The organism is Acinetobacter junii CIP 64.5, assembly GCF_000368765.1.
GTDB lineage: Bacteria > Pseudomonadota > Gammaproteobacteria > Pseudomonadales > Moraxellaceae > Acinetobacter > Acinetobacter junii.
Genome location: NZ_KB849654.1, coordinates 610,226 through 626,078, shown reverse-complemented (window position 1 = coordinate 626,078; position 15,853 = coordinate 610,226). Strand labels below are relative to the sequence as shown.

Here is a 15,853-nt window from a genome sequence, read left to right as displayed (position 1 = left end):
CTAAATCTAAAATCTATTTAATTTTTTAGTTGATAATTAATATTATTAAAGTTAGAAATTTAATATTTAGAGCTTCCAATCAATTTTCATTTGGCTCTTATCATCAATAGTTGGAATTTTTTTATTGTTCATAAATTCACCATATAGTTTCAAAAAGCTATCCTGATTTTTAATTTGGTTCAATAGACCTCTATGCTTCAAAGACATAAATATAGCAATCGCATGAGCTTGACAGTTTATAGATTTTTCTGGATTAAACTCAATATCTGTAAATGCTTCATATTTATCCAATTCTTCATGATATTGAATATTTGCATTTAGAGCATTAACGTAGAGCCAATCATAAAATGCTGTTCTAGGTAAAGTATCCCAAACTGTATGATAAAATCTAAACTCTATAAGATCACCTGATTCTTTAATTCTTTGGTCTTTTTTTGCCTCACGTGACGTCACAGATAGTAAATCTTGATATGGACCTCCATTTTCAAAAACTTTGCTACTTTGGAATGCACATTCGACACTAAAACTTTTACCAGTTTTTGAGTCTTGCATCATTAAGTTAAAAGCACTTAGATCAATACCTAATTTATCTTTGGATTTACTAGATACCTCTAAAATATGTTTGAACCCTAAATTTTCTTTAATAGCATCATGCAAAGAGTCAATAGATTTTTGTTTCTGACTTATTGCAAAACCTGAAAAATATGTAAAATCTATATTTATCTTATTTACAAGGAAGTTCTTTGAATATTCTGGTACAAATATTGGTCTAGATGCCATAACTATTGCCTTTTAATAACCGTATCTACAAGCTTTTCTAGTGGTATAAAATTTTTGATTAGGAGGGCAGTAATAAAGATTTTTACCATGATTTGGAACTTTATTTATAAAGTCTTGTGCTACTTGTTGAGAATCAAAAATAATATCTTCAATATAATTCGAGTTAATTATTCCTGGAACCATTACTTCTGATTGATCGTTGGTAGGATCACAAGCGTGTAAAAAAGGCTCTCTAGGATTATCTTCAGTATTCAGAAACAAATTTCTTAGTGCTGTACTACCTTTAAATTCATTTATATCTCTGAAGCGCACAAAGTTATCTGCAGCATTTATCGGATAAAATAGACAATCAAAATCCCATAAAATTTGTCTGCTTAATCTTAATAGTACCCAGTCTCCTTGAATATTATTTCTTACCCTAAAAAACATTCGATGATTAGGGAAAGCAATACTAAAACAAGAGTAATCACGTTTGTTATCAAGTCTTAATGGATCAGTAATTAATGCTTGGTTATTTATAAGTGGAAAACTATTAGGAGGATAAATTCCATGAGTTAAAATTGAAGGTAAATTATCAACTCTCGTGAAATGAACAATATAAGGTATAGTTTTTTCGATAACAATTTGTTGTATTGCCGTGATTTCTTGTGGGGTTGGCATTTATTTCATACCTTTTAAAAATTTTACATTCAAAAATACTGAATCATTATATTGACATAATGACTCACTATCGGCAAGATGTAAGAACGCAGCAAAATCTGCGTCAGGCCTAGGAAACCTGAAAACTCACCAAGAGAGCAGAAAATACCCGCTCGTAGCGGCTTTTTTTTGCCTAAAAAGTCTGATCGGCTATACTCGTTATGGTAGATCGGGCGGGGCAGCTTCGCGCTGGCCGTTTCTCTTGGTACGGTTTTCCTAGCCTTGTTCGGTCTACCACCATTACCCTAGGAAAGTGATGGCGGTAGGTTTTAAACTTACCAAGAGTAAATATCATGAAAAAATCAATTCATGCGATCGAGCACACGCCTATCTATAATTGGCAAGACTACAAAAAACGCCAGAAACAACTTAAATTCGCCCATTTCCGAAAAAACATTTTTGATGGACTCGCTGCCTTGTGTACGGTCATGTTTACGGTTTCATTATTCATTTTTGGAGGGCGATAAATCATGAATACAGAATTAATTCCATACGTACCCATAGCCCCTAGAGTTCAGTCTAAACACAGTGAGCTAGTCGGAATCTGTGTGTTATTCTTTGAAATTATAGACAGATCCGTATATTTGTCGGTTAAAATCAATCATGTACGAACCAAGGGATTTTTAGGTATATGCCCAGATCAAATAAATGACTTGGCCAGAGAGTTAAACCTAAAAACACTTGATATCAATGAACTAAAAAATGCATTTGAAAATTTGATTTATCCTCAATTTATGGGTGAAAAGTCGATTAAAAGTCCAATTTGGAATAATCAGGAAGTCACCGTATGGGAATTCCAATTAAATCAGATTGATAGGTTAGACGAAATGAAAACGACTTATGCAGATGCATCATTAAATATTGATAGCTCACTCGGTACACTACGAGTGTGGAGAAAGTCGCTTGAAGCTTCTACTGGAAATAAGGATGTCATATACAACAATAATGATTTGATTTACCTCCTACAGGATCTTGAGCAGAAATTGGCAGTCGTCCAAGACTATGTAGAAGATACTGAATAAATAAAAAAGCCTCCAATATTGGAGGCTTTTTCAACTAAGTCAGGGAGTCAAGTTGTTCAAAATTGATCTTTAAAATATCCTGGTATTCTTCAAATTTATCATCTTCAATAATTTGGATGGTATATCCTATAACCAATATATATTTCAATCGCTTATCTATAAAATCAGGTCTTATTTTATTGATCCAATAGCATTCTAATTTAAATAAAATTTCTTGTACGTACTTGGACTCAATTTCATTTTGAATCTGAATAATAAATTTATCAGGCTTCAACATTTCGATTCAACGCTATTTCTCTAAATCCTTTGCATAAGCTTTGCCTAACCCTAACAATGCATTTTGACCTTCAGGTGATAATTGACGATAGGCCTTTAATAACAAACTTTCTTCACTGGTGAGACCAGCATAGTCAGGATCTATACCTAAAAGCACGTAACGGATGTCTACGCCATTCTTATGAAGATTATGTAGATAAGCCCATTGATCAGGCACATTTCCACGTACATAAGCGCCTAACGTATTCTCACTAGCACCAATTTCTTTTGACAGAGGCTTAGCCTTTAGATTTTTCCGTTCTAGCTCCTCTTTAAAACGTATCGCAATATCCGCTGAAATATTCGGGTCGATATCAGGCATAAAAATATTTCCTTTTTATGTTTAAAGGTAAAAATTATGTGCTATAGTGATTCATAGCAAATCACTATGTCCTAGGATACCGTATGAGCACAGAAAAAACACCCCGACACAGTACCCGTGCCCCTAAGTTAGATGAACCACGAAAAAGCGTGATTATTTACATGCCACTTAGCGAATTCAATGAAATCGATCAGTTGGCAAAGGCTACAAACCGCAGTAAATCCAGTATTGCTGGAGAACGTTACAACGCAGGCAAAGCACAAGAGGCATAGATACATGAGTTATAAGCAAAAACGAGGCAACCGATTCAATGTCAACTTAACAGATGACGAAGCAGCTTTATTCACGATCGTAAACCGTATGACTGGTGAACATACTGGAGCAATGCTTAGAAACCTTGCACTAAAGCAAGCACTTGCGATTCTTATTGCTGATGATGTGAGCGATTTTAGCTTAGAAAAAATAATGAATAAAGGCGCATCTGAGCACCTCCAAGGGAGCTGAAAATGCCGACCAGACAAATCGTAACTCTTAGCGATCAAGAGTTAGAAATCATTGAGGAAGCCCGAGTCGAATTAGGACTCAATAATATACAAGAAACGCTTGAATTCCTTATTAGGCAAAGGCTTCAGGAAAAGCTACTAACTTTAGCAGGACGAGAAATCGTTAAAAAGAAACGCCACTTGTAGAATAAATATGTATCCAGAAACTCAAACCTTGATTGTAGATCGGTTGTATAACGACTACGGTTTTAAAGTCAAAAACGGTAAATTACGAGGCGGTCGCTGTCCTGAATGCAATCATAAAGAGCGTTCAGCTTGGGCACATGCTGAAGCACCATGGGTCGTATTCTGCCCACGTAAAAATGAATGTGGAAAAGAGATCTCAATTCGAGATCTTTATCCCGACATTTTCGAAAAGTGGGAGAAACGTTTTAAACCCACTCAAGAAGATCCAAACAAAACTGTTAATGCCTATTTAGTTGAAGGTCGAGGTTTCCCACTTGAGAAACTATCTGGACTTACTTTTTCTCAAGAATATTACAAAAGTCCTGAGCATGATCTTAGTTCTGTCACCTTACGTTTTCCTATTACTGATCAAGAAGGAAATGAAGGTTGGTGGCAACGCATATTGGATGATCATGGCGTTCTGCAAAAAACGACCTTCAAATATGGGTGGAAATCGGAAAATCACGCGTGGACGACTCCAAATACCAACTATATTGATTCAAAAGAAATTTGGATTACAGAAGGTATCTTCGACACTATTGCTTTGTGGCTTTCTGACATCACCAGCTTTTCAGCATTAAGCTGCAATAATTATCCAGCCATATTTCTTGGCATATTAGCCAGCAAGTGTGATGCAGAAGGAAAACCAAGACCCAAACTTGTTTGGGCATTTGATAACGATCCAGCTGGCCATGATGGAATATTCAAGAATTTAGAACGTGCTAAAGCTGATGGATGGGAATGTGATGTTGCATTACCTCCTGGTGGACGTAAAAAGACAGATTGGAATGATCTATATAAACAAGACCGACTTACATTCGGCTATTTAGAAACTTATAAGTATTACGGATCGTTGCTTGTAGCAGAGAAAGCTGTGGATAAAGGCATACTTATCTACAAGCACAAAGGAACTAAATCATTTCCTTTTGATTTTAACAATCAAGTGTATTGGTTCAAACTCGATATGGACAAATACGATGACTATATGAAAGGCATCAATTTTGAAGACAAAGACAATCAAGATTGGGCACAAGAAGAAAAAGACAAAGCAATAGAAGAACGTCGAGACGCAGCAATTTTGGCAGCAGCTGAAGCGAAGTTAATTATGGATTGTCGACCGCGTGGATTGTATTACCAATACATGGCAGAAATAGACGAAGCTGACTATTACTTCCAGATCGATTTTCCTCGCGGTGCTAAGACCATTAAAAACACATTTAGTGCAGGGCACATCTCATCAGCTTCAGAGTTTAAGAAACGTCTTTTACACATTGCACCAGGTAAATTTTATAAAGGGAATAGCAATCAACTTGATGCCTTTTTAGAGCGTGAGCTGACCGATATTAAGCGCGTTCAATTGATCAATTACATTGGCTACCATGCCGACCAAAAAGCCTATGTTCTGGGTGAATTAGCCTACCAATCAAGTAAGCAGTTCAAACTAAACAAAGAGGACTACTTTGAACTCCCAAACAAAACTAACTTAAAGTGTAAAGCTCCTTTTGTTTTAGAAATCAATCCGAAATTAACAGATTATAAAAAACAATGGATTAATGACTTTATAGATGCGTATAGCGTTAGGGGACTCATTACATTAACGGCATTTTTTGGCAGCTTATACGCCCAACAGATCCGCAAAATGCACAAATCCTTTCCTTTCTTTGAAGTCGTCGGAGAACCTGGTACAGGTAAATCGACTCTGCTTTTATTTTTATGGAAGTTGTTTGGTCGTATCAAATACGAAGGTGTCGATCCAGTTAAATCCACCAAATCAGGCTTAATTCGTACCTTCAGACAAGTTTCAAATTTGCCAGTCGTATTGATTGAATCAGAACGAGAAAATGAGAAAGGTACAATTAAGCAGTTCGATTGGGATTCCCTCAAAACATTATTTGATGGTGGATCGCTAGGTGCACAGGGGATGAAAACGGGTGGTAACGAAACATACGAGCCACCATTCATGGGCACAATTGTTATCAGCCAAAATGCTGAAGTTGTTTCCACTACACCCATCATGGAACGTATCGTTCATACCAAGTTTTGGAAGAGCCAACTCACTAAAAACAGTCTATATGCGTCTCGTCGACTCGATAAATATGAGCCAGAAGATGTTAGTCAATTCATACTGCAGTGTTTATCAAAGGAAGCAGCGATTTTAGAAGCCTACAAGCTTGGCTTTGAAAAATATGATGCGATTTTGCACCAGGAACAACACAACATCCGCAGTTCACGTGTGGTTCAAAACCATGCCCAATTCATGTCGTTATTTGATGCCCTTTGCAAGCATGTATGCGAGGTTCCATTAGAGATCCAAAAGCAAGTCCATGCCGAATTTATCGCAATGGCTCAGACACGGGACAAGGTTATCAAGTCAGATTCGATCATTGTCCAGAACTTCTGGAACACCATTGAAGAAATGGAAGATTCAATCAGAAAGGTTGAGCACCATGACAGCGTGGTGAACCACTCAGCCAAATCAGATATTTTCGCCATCAACTTTGCCCATTTATACAAAGTCGCAGCAGATTATCGATATTCATTACCTGAAGTAAACGAATTGCAGACTGCGCTTAGACACAGTCTTCATTACCGCTTTGTTGAGGCGAATAAAGCCATTCAAAGCAAAATCACCAACTCAACAAAACGTTGTTGGATCTTTGAAAAACCAGTGTCATCACGGGACTAATCCCATTTTTAAATAGAGGAAACCACTATGTATAAATTAAATATTTCAACACCAGGATTTCTGCAAGCTTCATTGCCTATCTCGGAAGATGTTGCGAATTGGCTATCTAAACGTTTGGAAGGGAGAGATATTCAACGAGAAGATCTTCTAAACAAAATGGGTTATCCAGTAGGAGTGGGCTCTAATTCTGGTTCAATTTTGGACAGCGTTTATAACTTTGCCAAACACATTTTAAATGAATCAAAAGCAGAACAATTTAATGTTCAAATTGAAGCAATTCCAGCACATCCAAAAATGGATTCAATTTTCTCAGAAGCTTCGAATCTACCTGAACATGGTCGTTCAATCGTTGTGATCTTTAAAGATAAACAAGTTATGTCAGATGTTGAGTACTGCAATAAATGCAAAGAATGGCATACACCTAAAGGCGATTTAAAAGAAAACCATATTCATCAATGGGCATATACAGATGATTTCTACAGTTTATTGAATTTGCCTGAATTCCCTAAAGCAAAATCCAACAACGGTGAAAGAACTGGAGATTTGGCAGATGCTCTGGCTCAAATGCTTTTACTCAAAGCACTGTTAAGAGCAGCGAAGTCTGGATCTGAAAGTTCTCGTTCATTTTTCTAATTTTTATAGGCACACATACAAAAGCGGCCACTTTTGTATGTGTCACACAACCACTGGAGAGCAATTATGCAAAATGATTCTAACTTAAATTATGTAGCACACCTAATCGTTGAAACATTTACAGAAAATGGTATGGATGCACCTTACATCGCTGATAAGACCCAACAATTTCTTGATCACCATAGTAAAGGTGAATCTTTGGAATGGGCGTGTAATTTTCTTGATCGAAAGAACCAAGCAACTTTTGCCGAAAAATTGGGTGTCACAGTAGAAATGCTACGTGTGACGGGCAAAGTTTTATCAAAAATTTAACTGGAGAATTGAATCATGCAAAACAATAAATTTCCTAGAAACTTGATCGAAGAAATGTTCAATTCAAACGTCACTTTTGAAAATATCTTGCACATACCAAGCCTTACTGCATCCGACTCTCATAATGTATCTGATCAGTTTGCCGATTTTCTTGATGATGCTTATGAAGATTGGACTAGTAAATCCCTTTTAAAACAGTGTCCAGCTCTTGAGTCAACACTTGCATGGATCAAGGTAGAAGACGATATAAGTGAATATGCAGGCGATGTAATTCAAGATTTTTACCGTGCTTGTGATGATCTGGAATTTCTTATCCTTATTTCCATTCGAATTCCTTATAACTTCAAGTTTGATCAAGATGGTAAATACCGTTCAAACAGTTTGGGTGGTGCATTTCGCCAGCAATGGATCTTAGCCAAAAACATGATTGATGCTGCGGATATTGCAGTAAAAAGAGCAGAGGATTTGCACAAGGAAGAAGAATTAAAAGCTCGTAAAGAACAAGGCTTGGAGGGATAAATAATGTTTGATGAATTTGAAGATTATGACGACATTTGTGATCGTAAACTACCTTCGGCAGTTGCAGAGCATCCTTTATTTACCCTACCAACGCTTACTGAGAATCAAAGTTGGAATTGTGCAACGTGTGGTTCAGGACAACCAATTAAACCTTTACATTTCAACTCAATTTATCAAAGGGTTATCAATAACCAAACAGGTGAAGTTACCGAAAGCGGTCAAATGATGTATGTATCCCCATGCTGTAAAGGAGACCTTTTTATTTGGGATGAAGATTTAGATAAGGAAATCGATATTGAACCAGAAAGCTTTTTAAAAGTTGATGGTGAAGGAGATACAGCATGAATGTAGCAGTCTCAAAACATGTAAAGTTTGGTCATCCAATAACAGTATTTACGACACATGGGCATTGGTGGCAAAGCGAAATAAATGTATTGGAAAGTATGCTGAAGGATCGCAAACCACTGGGTGAAATAGCAGATGTTTTAGATTGTCCGATCGAACGTGTCAGAAAAAGAGTTAAATTATTACGTTGTAAAGGTGGACGGCCAAAGAGCAAGTTTCGACGAACGCGTGGCAAGTGGTGGGACTGCGAAGTAGAAGTTTTAAAAGCCATGCTTCAGGAAAATTTCAAAGTCCCTTACATAGCTGAAGTACTAGATCGGGATACAAATTGCGTTCATACCAAAATTAAATATTTACAGACGAAGGGGGAGTTATGAGAGGCGTAAACAAAGTTATCTTGGTCGGCTCACTTGGAGCGAACCCTCAATCTAAAAACTTTCCGAATGGCGGTTCTTATGCACAATTTTCTATAGCGACATCTGAACGCTGGCAAGACCAGCGTTCAGGTGAGTGGCGTGAAAATACCGAGTGGCATCGAATTGTTGCTTATGGCCGTTTAGGTGAGATCGCGGTTCAATACCTTGCCAAAGGTGCAAAGGTATATATCGAAGGCTCACTTCATACACGCAAGTACACAGATGAAAAGCGAATTGAACGGTATGTGACTGAAGTAAAAGTCAGCCAAATGCAAATGCTCGATACACAGCCAATTGCAAACCCAGTTTAAGGATAATAAAGATGGATTTTCAGAATATTGCGACCGCACGTCAGGCGATTACTGACAAACATGGTAATGGTAAACCTCAATTAACCTTTCAAAGTGAAATTGAATGTCCTATTTGTTCTATTGGAACGATGCGATATCAAATCAGTGCTCATAATGGTCATATTGCAGCCGAATGTTCTACCAACAATTGTGTTAGATGGATGGAATGATTATGTACCCGAACCAAGGATTAATTTTCGACACAGAAACCCATAAATTACATGGCGACATTATAGAAGCAGGTGCCTTGGATTTCACTTTTGAGGATGGTGAACTCAAGATCGGATATGAGCATGATTTAGGTCGATTCAAACCAAGTGAATCTATCGGTTTAGGTGCAATGGCCGTGCATCATATCTTTGATGAGGATTTGAAGGACTGTCAGCCATTTACTGAATTTAAAATCCCACAGAAATTAAATACACGTTATTTGATTGGTCATAATATTGATTATGATGTCCAAGCTATGAATAGAGCTGGTTTCGATTTCAATGCACAACTATATGATCCATTTCAATCAATTTGTACACTGGCAATGGCTCGACGTTTATGGCCACAGCTAGAAAGTCATTCATTAACTGCCCTTGCATATCATGTCAGTGAAAACAAAAGGCAAACACGTATATGCTTAAAGGAAGCACATAGTGCAATTAGTGACTGTTACACAACCTTTGAAATTTTAAAGGCTATAGTCCAAACGGCAGGGCTAAAAGACATGGAGGATCTAGCTGCATTTGCATACAACTCTCGCACCCCAACACATATTTTTTATGGGGAATACAAAGGCTATGCAATATCAGATTTACCCGATCAAATCCTTGATGATCTAATCGAAAAGTCTGATGGTTTCCTATTAAGTTCATTGCGTACCGAATCCTTCAGACGAAGTGAGCTCCCTTTCTGAACCTATTAAACACCTCAAATGCGCCTCCGAATGAGGCGCATTTTTTTTAGAATAAGTTTATGTGAATTTTAGGAAATATTATGGCAGCGGGTATCGAGTGTCGTGGCAATAGTTTACGAATGTGGATTCTCAACAAAGGTGAAAAACTTAATGAACCTTTAGATTGGCCAGCGACTCCAGAGCACACAGAACGAGCCAAACAATGGGCTGAATTGATCACTCTAGAAATGAAAATGGGGAAGTTTGAGCTATCAAGACATTTTCCAAACTCAAAAAATTTAAAGGAAAACCAGATCTCTTTCTATGCAAAAATTTATTTAGAGGACATTAAAAAGGAAGTTGCTCCAAGCACTTATGCATCTTATGAAGGTCATGTAAAAAACCACATAAATCCCAAATGGGGCAGATTCCACCCTGAAGAAATCGAGACTAAACAAGTTAAGAAATGGATTAAACAATTAAAAGATACGCACAGCAGTAAAACCATACGTGAAATCATCACTAGATTTTCACAAGTACATGCCGTTTGGCGTGATGAAAATAAAGTGGCATTCGATCCATTCCAAAACATCACCATTCACCAAGCGGATACTCCAGAGCCAGATCCATTTACCAAAGCTGAAATCAATCGATTACTTCAGACTGAAACGGATCTCGATATCGAGAACCTTTTACCTTGCCTTTTCTGGACTGGTCTTTCCATGTCGGAACAGATCCCAATCGCTTGGGAGGATATCAATTTAGAAAAGGGGACAATACAAATAAACCGGTCTTATGTTCGCGGTGTGTATCGAGTAACTAAAAATCGTCGTCGTAAACGTGAAATTAAACTGTTACAGCCAGCATTGGATGCACTGAAGGAGCAATATCACTTTTCAGGGAATGCTCGAACACAAGTGATTGAAGTGCTTCAGCGCGATAACCACAGTTATAAGGAGGAGAGATTAAGATTCGTCTGGCTCAATCGTGAACGGTCGACACATTTTGAGTATCACGAATTGCGCTATCGATGGGGCAAACATCTCAAAAAGGCAAAGGTACGAAAAAGGGGAATCAACCAAGGTCGGCATACTTTTGCGAGCCAATTATTATCGAGTGGCCAAGTCCCTCCAGAGTGGATCGCGGAGCAGCTGGGGCACGCAGATACATCTATGATCTATAAGCATTACGGCAAATTGATTGCTGAAGATATGCCAGACTATTTATCTAAAATTAATCAATATATTCAGCAGTAATAATCATCTTAATGATTCACTAAAACATTACTCTGAAAACTTAACAATAAGTACCTGAATTATTTAGGTACTTTTTTTTTATTACTCCATTACTCGGTTAAACATAGCCCCCAATAACGGCTAATTTCATTTTCAAAATTTGCGATCGTTATCTTGGTGCGATGACCGTACCAATGGTTATATATTCCCATATTTGCCCATTTTTAGCCTTCTAAAATCTTAATTTATTGTTATATATTGAATTATTTTTAATTTGTGTGGGGTTCGAATCCCGTCATTCACCCCACTCTTTTATAGAGTAATCGGAGCATAGCACAGCCTGGTAGTGCACCTGGTTTGGGACCAGGGGGTCGTAGGTTCGAATCCTACTGCTCCGACCATCATCTTAAAGATGAGATAAAATACCGCTAATCAGCGGTTTTTTTACGTCTGTATTTTTATATCTTATTTAATTAAATAACGAAAACTTATTTACTCTTCTGAAATTATTTCTATCGCCAAGCTTTTATTATTTAATCAAAAGCATTTGAGTCACAATTGAACTATAAAATGTTTGATGCGGTATTTGTTTTTATAAGATAGTTTAGAGTAAGAGTTACTCAATCATTATGTTGAAACCTTCTACAAGCATGATCATAAGTTTCTCAATCCAATTAGTTCATAAAAATTAGAAACCTAAAAATGAGAGTCAATGAATGCAAAATATTAATTATGTTTTGATTAGGGTCTGTTGACATTTACTGTTCATAATTAAACCTATAAAGGTAGCCATAAAAATATACAGGCTAAGGCAACAGCACTTTGATAATTTCTTTTGAGCTTGTCATATCGAGTAGCTATCCCTCTAAATTGTTTTAATCTACAAAACATATTTTCAACTAAATGCCTGATTTTATATAAATACCAATCCATATGATCATTGTTCGATTGGCTATTTATTTTCTTTGGTATATTCGCTTTTGTTCCTGTTTTTCTGATCTGCTCACGCAGTGGTTCTGAATCATAGCCTTTATCTGCGCATACCACTTCTGTCTCTTTTAAATCTAATGTTGCTATTAAATCAGATGCAACTTTGATGTCATGTGTAGTGCCATCGGTAATCATGAAATCAATAGGATTGCCATGTGAATCAACAATCAAATGTATTTTTGAGGAGTTTCCTCCTACACTTTTAGAAATGGATTGATTCGCTATACCGGCAGAATGTTGATGAGCACGTACGTGAGAGCCATCAATAAAAATCCACTCCATATCGGGGCATGATGCTAATAATTTGAATAATCTAAGCAACTTACCGCTGCTTGACCAACGATTAAAACGTTTGAAAATAGAGTTTGATTGACCGAAATAGGAAGGAATATCTCGCCACGGACAGCCTGTTCTAATTCTATAGAGAATAGCTTCAATAAAATTACGTAAATTTGAGTTGTGATGAATAGATAAATTACGCAAAATAGTTTTCAACTTTTGCCAGTGTTGATCTGTCAGCATGGTACGAGGCATAGCGAATAGTAAAATTAGGTTTGGCGATTTGATTTTACTACTTCGCTATTTTTTTAAGCTAAAAGTGTCAACACACCCTAGTATATTATTAGGTGGGCTAGTTGTTCCATTACAATTGGCAGTCATTAATGCCTTTCGTCATAGCAGTGGCGCAAGCCAAATACAGTCGACCTTTTTTCTTTATATAGGCGGTGCGATTGTTTCGCTTGTTATTGCATTGTGGATGGATGGAACGGTGAAACCACCATTTTATCAAAATACATCTTGGTGGATGTGGTTGTCAGGTTTCTTGGGTTCACTTTATATTCTATGTATGTTTGTGGCAGCTCCACATATAGGTGCAACCAATACACTATTATGGATATTTTTAGGGCAAATGATTTTTGCTACCTTAATTGATCATAGTGGTTTATTAGGGATGCAAATAAAGAAAATAGATGCTTTCAAATTATTTGGATTACTTTTTATTTTTATTGGTGGTTTGATTATGCTATTTGGAGAATATAGAAGTGCGACCAAATAAAATATTACGAATTGGTTTTTAACCCAGTTTTTATAATAATATTTTGACAAATATATTGTATATTTGATGCTGTTGATTTTAATTTCTAAAAAATAAAATATTCATGGGGAAGTATGTTCTTTTATATTATTTTAATTCTTCTTATGCTTGCTGTGGTTACATATCTCAAATCACCGAATTTCAAGGGGAAAGTTGGTGAGTTTATGGTTTCTGAGCATGTTGCTAAGTATTTAAGTGCTGAATATATATTGCTCAATAATTGTACTCTACCTGATCAGAAAGACGGGACGACTCAAATTGATCATATTTTAATAAGTCCTTATGGTGTTTTCATCGTTGAAACTAAAAACTATACGGGATGGATTTTTGGAAATGCTCGCCAGAAGCAGTGGACACAAAAAATTTATAAGAAAAGTTATAAATTTCAGAATCCGTTACACCAAAACTATAAGCATATTAAAGTATTGGAAATGGTTTTAAGTGATGTTGTTGATCCGCAGTATTTGCATTCTATTGTTGTATTTACAGCTCGAAGCGAATTTAAAACAGATATGCCTGAAAATGTCTTTCGTAGTAAAGCTTGGATTGAATACGTAAAACGTTTTGATCAACAGGTGATTAGTCCGATGAAGCTCAAAAGAATTAAATATCGAATTGAAAAAGAAGTATTAGAGCCTTCTTGGAAGACAAATCGTTTGCATGTTGAGCATTTAAAGCAAAAGGAAATAGAAAAGAAATCCACTGTATAAGTGACTGTAGAAATTGATGATTTAACTCAATCGTATTGCCAGATTTGGCTATTGTACTTTGCCCCATATCCAGTTACTTTTTATGAGGAATAATCAAGTCTGTTAGACAAGTAAACCAATATTTAGATGTGCATTTGAGCATAATCTTTTTGCATTTTGAAAGAATGAAAATAACAGGGATAGCAATGACACAAACAGCATTTGACTTTGTAGTAATAGGTGGTGGTTCGGCGGGTAGTGTGCTTGCAGGTAGACTCTCGGAGAATCCAAATATTTCAGTATGTTTATTGGAAGCGGGTGGGGACGGCAATAGCTGGTTAGTGAATACACCAGCAGCTGCGGTGATTAGCATCCCAACGAAACTGAATAACTGGGCACTAGAAACCATACCGCAAAAAGGTTTAAATGGACGTAAAGGATATCAACCACGTGGTAAATGCTTAGGCGGGAGTTCAGCGATCAATGCAATGGTGTATATTCGCGGGCATCGGGATGATTATGATCATTGGGCAGCTTTAGGAAATACCGGTTGGTCCTATAATGAAGTGTTACCATATTTTAAAAAATCAGAACATAACGAAAGAATTAAAAATGAGTATCATGGACAGCATGGTCCACTCAATGTAAGTGAACTACATTCAGATAATCCATACCAAAAAACCTTTATTGAAGCAGCTAAACAAGTAGGCTATCCACTGAATGATGATTTTAATGGCGCAGAGCAAGAAGGCGTAGGTGTCTATCAAGTTACCCAGAAGAATGGTGAACGTTGGAGTGCTGCACGTGGGTATTTATTGCCTTATATCGGTAAGCGTCCAAATTTACATGTGATCACACAAGCGATGGTATCGCGAATTGTGATCGAAAATGGTCGTGCTGTAGGCGTGGAATTTAAGCATAAAGGACAAGTCACAGTTGTTCGTGCAAATAAAGAAGTTTTACTCTCTGCAGGGGCTTTCCAATCACCACAAGTTTTGATGCTTTCGGGGATTGGTCCTCGTCAAGAATTAGAAAAACACGGTATTCCTGTGGTTAAAGATTTAGCTGGAGTTGGTGAAAATCTACATGACCATCCTGACTTTATTTTTGCTTATAAGACTAAACAAATAGATGGAACTTTCGGTGTTTCTGTTGGTGGTAGTTTAGATTTAATCAAACAAATTGGGCGTTATCGTAAGGAGCGTCGAGGTCTAATTACGACCAATTATGCAGAGTGTGGTGGTTTCTTAAAGAGCCGTCCTGAGTTAGATAAACCGAATCTACAACTGCATTTCGTCATTGCTGTAGTAGATAATCATGCTCGAACCATGCATACAGGACACGGTATTTCATGCCACGTATGTTTGCTCAATCCTCGTGCGCGTGGTTCGGTCAAACTCAGTGGCAAAAATGTAGATGATCCGCTATTAATTGACTTTAAATTCCTTGAGGATGAGCAAGACCTTCAAGATATGGTTGATGGATTTAAAGTCACGCAAAAGTTAATGCAAGCACCTGCTTTGAGTGAAAAAATTAAAGAAGATATGTTTACTGCAAACGTGCAATCTGATGATGAGATTCGTGAGATTTTACGCCAACGTGTCGACACGGTGTATCACCCAGTTGGTAGTTGCAAAATGGGTGTAGATGAGATGGCTGTGGTTGATCCTGAGCTGAAAGTATATGGTATTCAAGGCTTGCGTGTGATTGATGCGTCGATTATGCCAACAGTGGTAAATGGTAATACCAACGCACCTGCGATCATGATTGCTGAAAAAGCAGTAGACATGATTCGCGAAACTTGGAAGTGATATTTTGAGCTAAGGTTTTGCC

Annotated in this window: 22 protein-coding genes and 1 tRNA gene; 18 read left to right on the top strand and 5 right to left on the bottom strand. The window is 37.1% G+C overall.

Annotated elements, in window-relative coordinates; translation table 11 throughout:
- Nucleotides 1–66 precede the first annotated feature (66 nt).
- Together F948_RS04515 and F948_RS04510 are read right to left on the bottom strand one after the other, a co-directional pair.
- Nucleotides 67–780, bottom strand: coding sequence for a DarT1-associated NADAR antitoxin family protein (locus F948_RS04515; protein WP_004960461.1), 714 nt, complete (start codon nt 778–780; stop codon nt 67–69).
- A gap of 12 nt (nt 781–792) precedes the next feature.
- Nucleotides 793–1,440: a DarT ssDNA thymidine ADP-ribosyltransferase family protein gene (locus F948_RS04510; RefSeq protein ID WP_004960458.1), complete on the bottom strand. Its 648-nt coding sequence runs from the start codon at nt 1,438–1,440 to the stop codon at nt 793–795.
- Nucleotides 1,441–1,949: 509 nt separating this feature from the next.
- Here F948_RS04510 and F948_RS04505 point away from each other — a divergent pair.
- Nucleotides 1,950–2,501, top strand: a complete 552-nt coding sequence (locus F948_RS04505; RefSeq protein ID WP_004960454.1) for a hypothetical protein — start codon at nt 1,950–1,952, stop codon at nt 2,499–2,501.
- Between the two features lie 34 nt (nt 2,502–2,535).
- Here F948_RS04505 and F948_RS04500 read toward each other — a convergent pair whose 3' ends face one another.
- Both F948_RS04500 and F948_RS04495 read right to left on the bottom strand, forming a co-directional pair.
- Nucleotides 2,536–2,778 (bottom strand): hypothetical protein, encoded by a 243-nt coding sequence (locus F948_RS04500; RefSeq protein ID WP_004960451.1) that lies wholly within the window; start codon nt 2,776–2,778, stop codon nt 2,536–2,538.
- Between the two features lie 12 nt (nt 2,779–2,790).
- Nucleotides 2,791–3,138, bottom strand: coding sequence for a hypothetical protein (locus tag F948_RS04495; RefSeq protein ID WP_004960448.1), 348 nt, complete (start codon nt 3,136–3,138; stop codon nt 2,791–2,793).
- A gap of 83 nt (nt 3,139–3,221) precedes the next feature.
- Here F948_RS04495 and F948_RS04490 point away from each other — a divergent pair, with 83 nt between their 5' ends.
- From F948_RS04490 to F948_RS04425, 14 genes are all read left to right on the top strand, one after another.
- A complete protein-coding gene (locus tag F948_RS04490) occupies nt 3,222–3,410 on the top strand; it encodes a hypothetical protein (RefSeq protein ID WP_004960447.1) in 189 nt (62 codons plus the stop codon).
- Nucleotides 3,411–3,414: 4 nt separating this feature from the next.
- Nucleotides 3,415–3,642 (top strand): hypothetical protein, encoded by a 228-nt coding sequence (locus tag F948_RS04485; protein WP_004960446.1) that lies wholly within the window; start codon nt 3,415–3,417, stop codon nt 3,640–3,642.
- A gap of 2 nt (nt 3,643–3,644) precedes the next feature.
- Entirely contained in the window at nt 3,645–3,827 is a 183-nt protein-coding gene (locus tag F948_RS04480) for a hypothetical protein (RefSeq protein ID WP_004960441.1), read from the top strand.
- A 7-nt stretch (nt 3,828–3,834) separates the two neighbouring features.
- On the top strand, nt 3,835–6,552 hold the full coding sequence (locus tag F948_RS04475; RefSeq protein ID WP_004960438.1) for a toprim domain-containing protein: 2,718 nt from the start codon (nt 3,835–3,837) through the stop codon (nt 6,550–6,552).
- 27 nt (nt 6,553–6,579) lie between these two features.
- Nucleotides 6,580–7,185: a hypothetical protein gene (locus F948_RS04470; RefSeq protein ID WP_004960430.1), complete on the top strand. Its 606-nt coding sequence runs from the start codon at nt 6,580–6,582 to the stop codon at nt 7,183–7,185.
- A gap of 66 nt (nt 7,186–7,251) precedes the next feature.
- Nucleotides 7,252–7,497, top strand: coding sequence for a hypothetical protein (locus F948_RS04465; protein ID WP_004960427.1), 246 nt, complete (start codon nt 7,252–7,254; stop codon nt 7,495–7,497).
- 15 nt (nt 7,498–7,512) lie between these two features.
- Nucleotides 7,513–8,016 (top strand): hypothetical protein, encoded by a 504-nt coding sequence (locus F948_RS04460; RefSeq protein ID WP_004960424.1) that lies wholly within the window; start codon nt 7,513–7,515, stop codon nt 8,014–8,016.
- Nucleotides 8,017–8,019: 3 nt separating this feature from the next.
- Nucleotides 8,020–8,361 carry a hypothetical protein gene (locus F948_RS04455; RefSeq protein ID WP_004960421.1) on the top strand — a complete coding sequence of 114 codons (342 nt, stop codon included), beginning with the start codon at nt 8,020–8,022 and terminating at the stop codon, nt 8,359–8,361.
- The gene (locus F948_RS04450) at nt 8,358–8,738 is read left to right on the top strand and encodes a hypothetical protein (protein WP_004960417.1); all 381 of its coding nucleotides are present in this window, start codon (nt 8,358–8,360) and stop codon (nt 8,736–8,738) included. Before F948_RS04455 ends, F948_RS04450 begins: the two co-directional genes overlap by 4 nt.
- Nucleotides 8,735–9,088, top strand: coding sequence for a single-stranded DNA-binding protein (locus F948_RS04445; RefSeq protein ID WP_004960413.1), 354 nt, complete (start codon nt 8,735–8,737; stop codon nt 9,086–9,088). Before F948_RS04450 ends, F948_RS04445 begins: the two co-directional genes overlap by 4 nt.
- Before the next feature lie 11 nt (nt 9,089–9,099).
- Nucleotides 9,100–9,297: a hypothetical protein gene (locus tag F948_RS04440; RefSeq protein WP_004960409.1), complete on the top strand. Its 198-nt coding sequence runs from the start codon at nt 9,100–9,102 to the stop codon at nt 9,295–9,297.
- A 2-nt stretch (nt 9,298–9,299) separates the two neighbouring features.
- The gene (locus tag F948_RS04435; protein ID WP_004960406.1) at nt 9,300–10,031 is read left to right on the top strand and encodes a 3'-5' exonuclease; all 732 of its coding nucleotides are present in this window, start codon (nt 9,300–9,302) and stop codon (nt 10,029–10,031) included.
- 80 nt (nt 10,032–10,111) lie between these two features.
- On the top strand, nt 10,112–11,266 hold the full coding sequence (locus tag F948_RS04430) for a tyrosine-type recombinase/integrase (RefSeq protein ID WP_004960402.1): 1,155 nt from the start codon (nt 10,112–10,114) through the stop codon (nt 11,264–11,266).
- 303 nt (nt 11,267–11,569) lie between these two features.
- Nucleotides 11,570–11,646, top strand: a tRNA-Pro gene (locus F948_RS04425).
- Between the two features lie 376 nt (nt 11,647–12,022).
- Here the strand turns inward: F948_RS04425 and F948_RS04420 are convergent.
- Nucleotides 12,023–12,769: an IS5 family transposase gene (locus tag F948_RS04420; protein WP_004960399.1), complete on the bottom strand. Its 747-nt coding sequence runs from the start codon at nt 12,767–12,769 to the stop codon at nt 12,023–12,025.
- Nucleotides 12,770–12,797: 28 nt separating this feature from the next.
- Here F948_RS04420 and F948_RS04415 point away from each other — a divergent pair, with 28 nt between their 5' ends.
- From F948_RS04415 to F948_RS04405, 3 genes are all read left to right on the top strand, one after another.
- On the top strand, nt 12,798–13,292 hold the full coding sequence (locus tag F948_RS04415) for a DMT family transporter (protein ID WP_004960396.1): 495 nt from the start codon (nt 12,798–12,800) through the stop codon (nt 13,290–13,292).
- Nucleotides 13,293–13,405: 113 nt separating this feature from the next.
- Complete coding sequence (locus F948_RS04410; protein ID WP_004960393.1) at nt 13,406–14,041, top strand: nuclease-related domain-containing protein; 636 nt, start codon at nt 13,406–13,408, stop codon at nt 14,039–14,041.
- Between the two features lie 185 nt (nt 14,042–14,226).
- Complete coding sequence (locus tag F948_RS04405; RefSeq protein ID WP_004960390.1) at nt 14,227–15,831, top strand: GMC family oxidoreductase; 1,605 nt, start codon at nt 14,227–14,229, stop codon at nt 15,829–15,831.
- Nucleotides 15,832–15,853 lie beyond the last annotated feature (22 nt).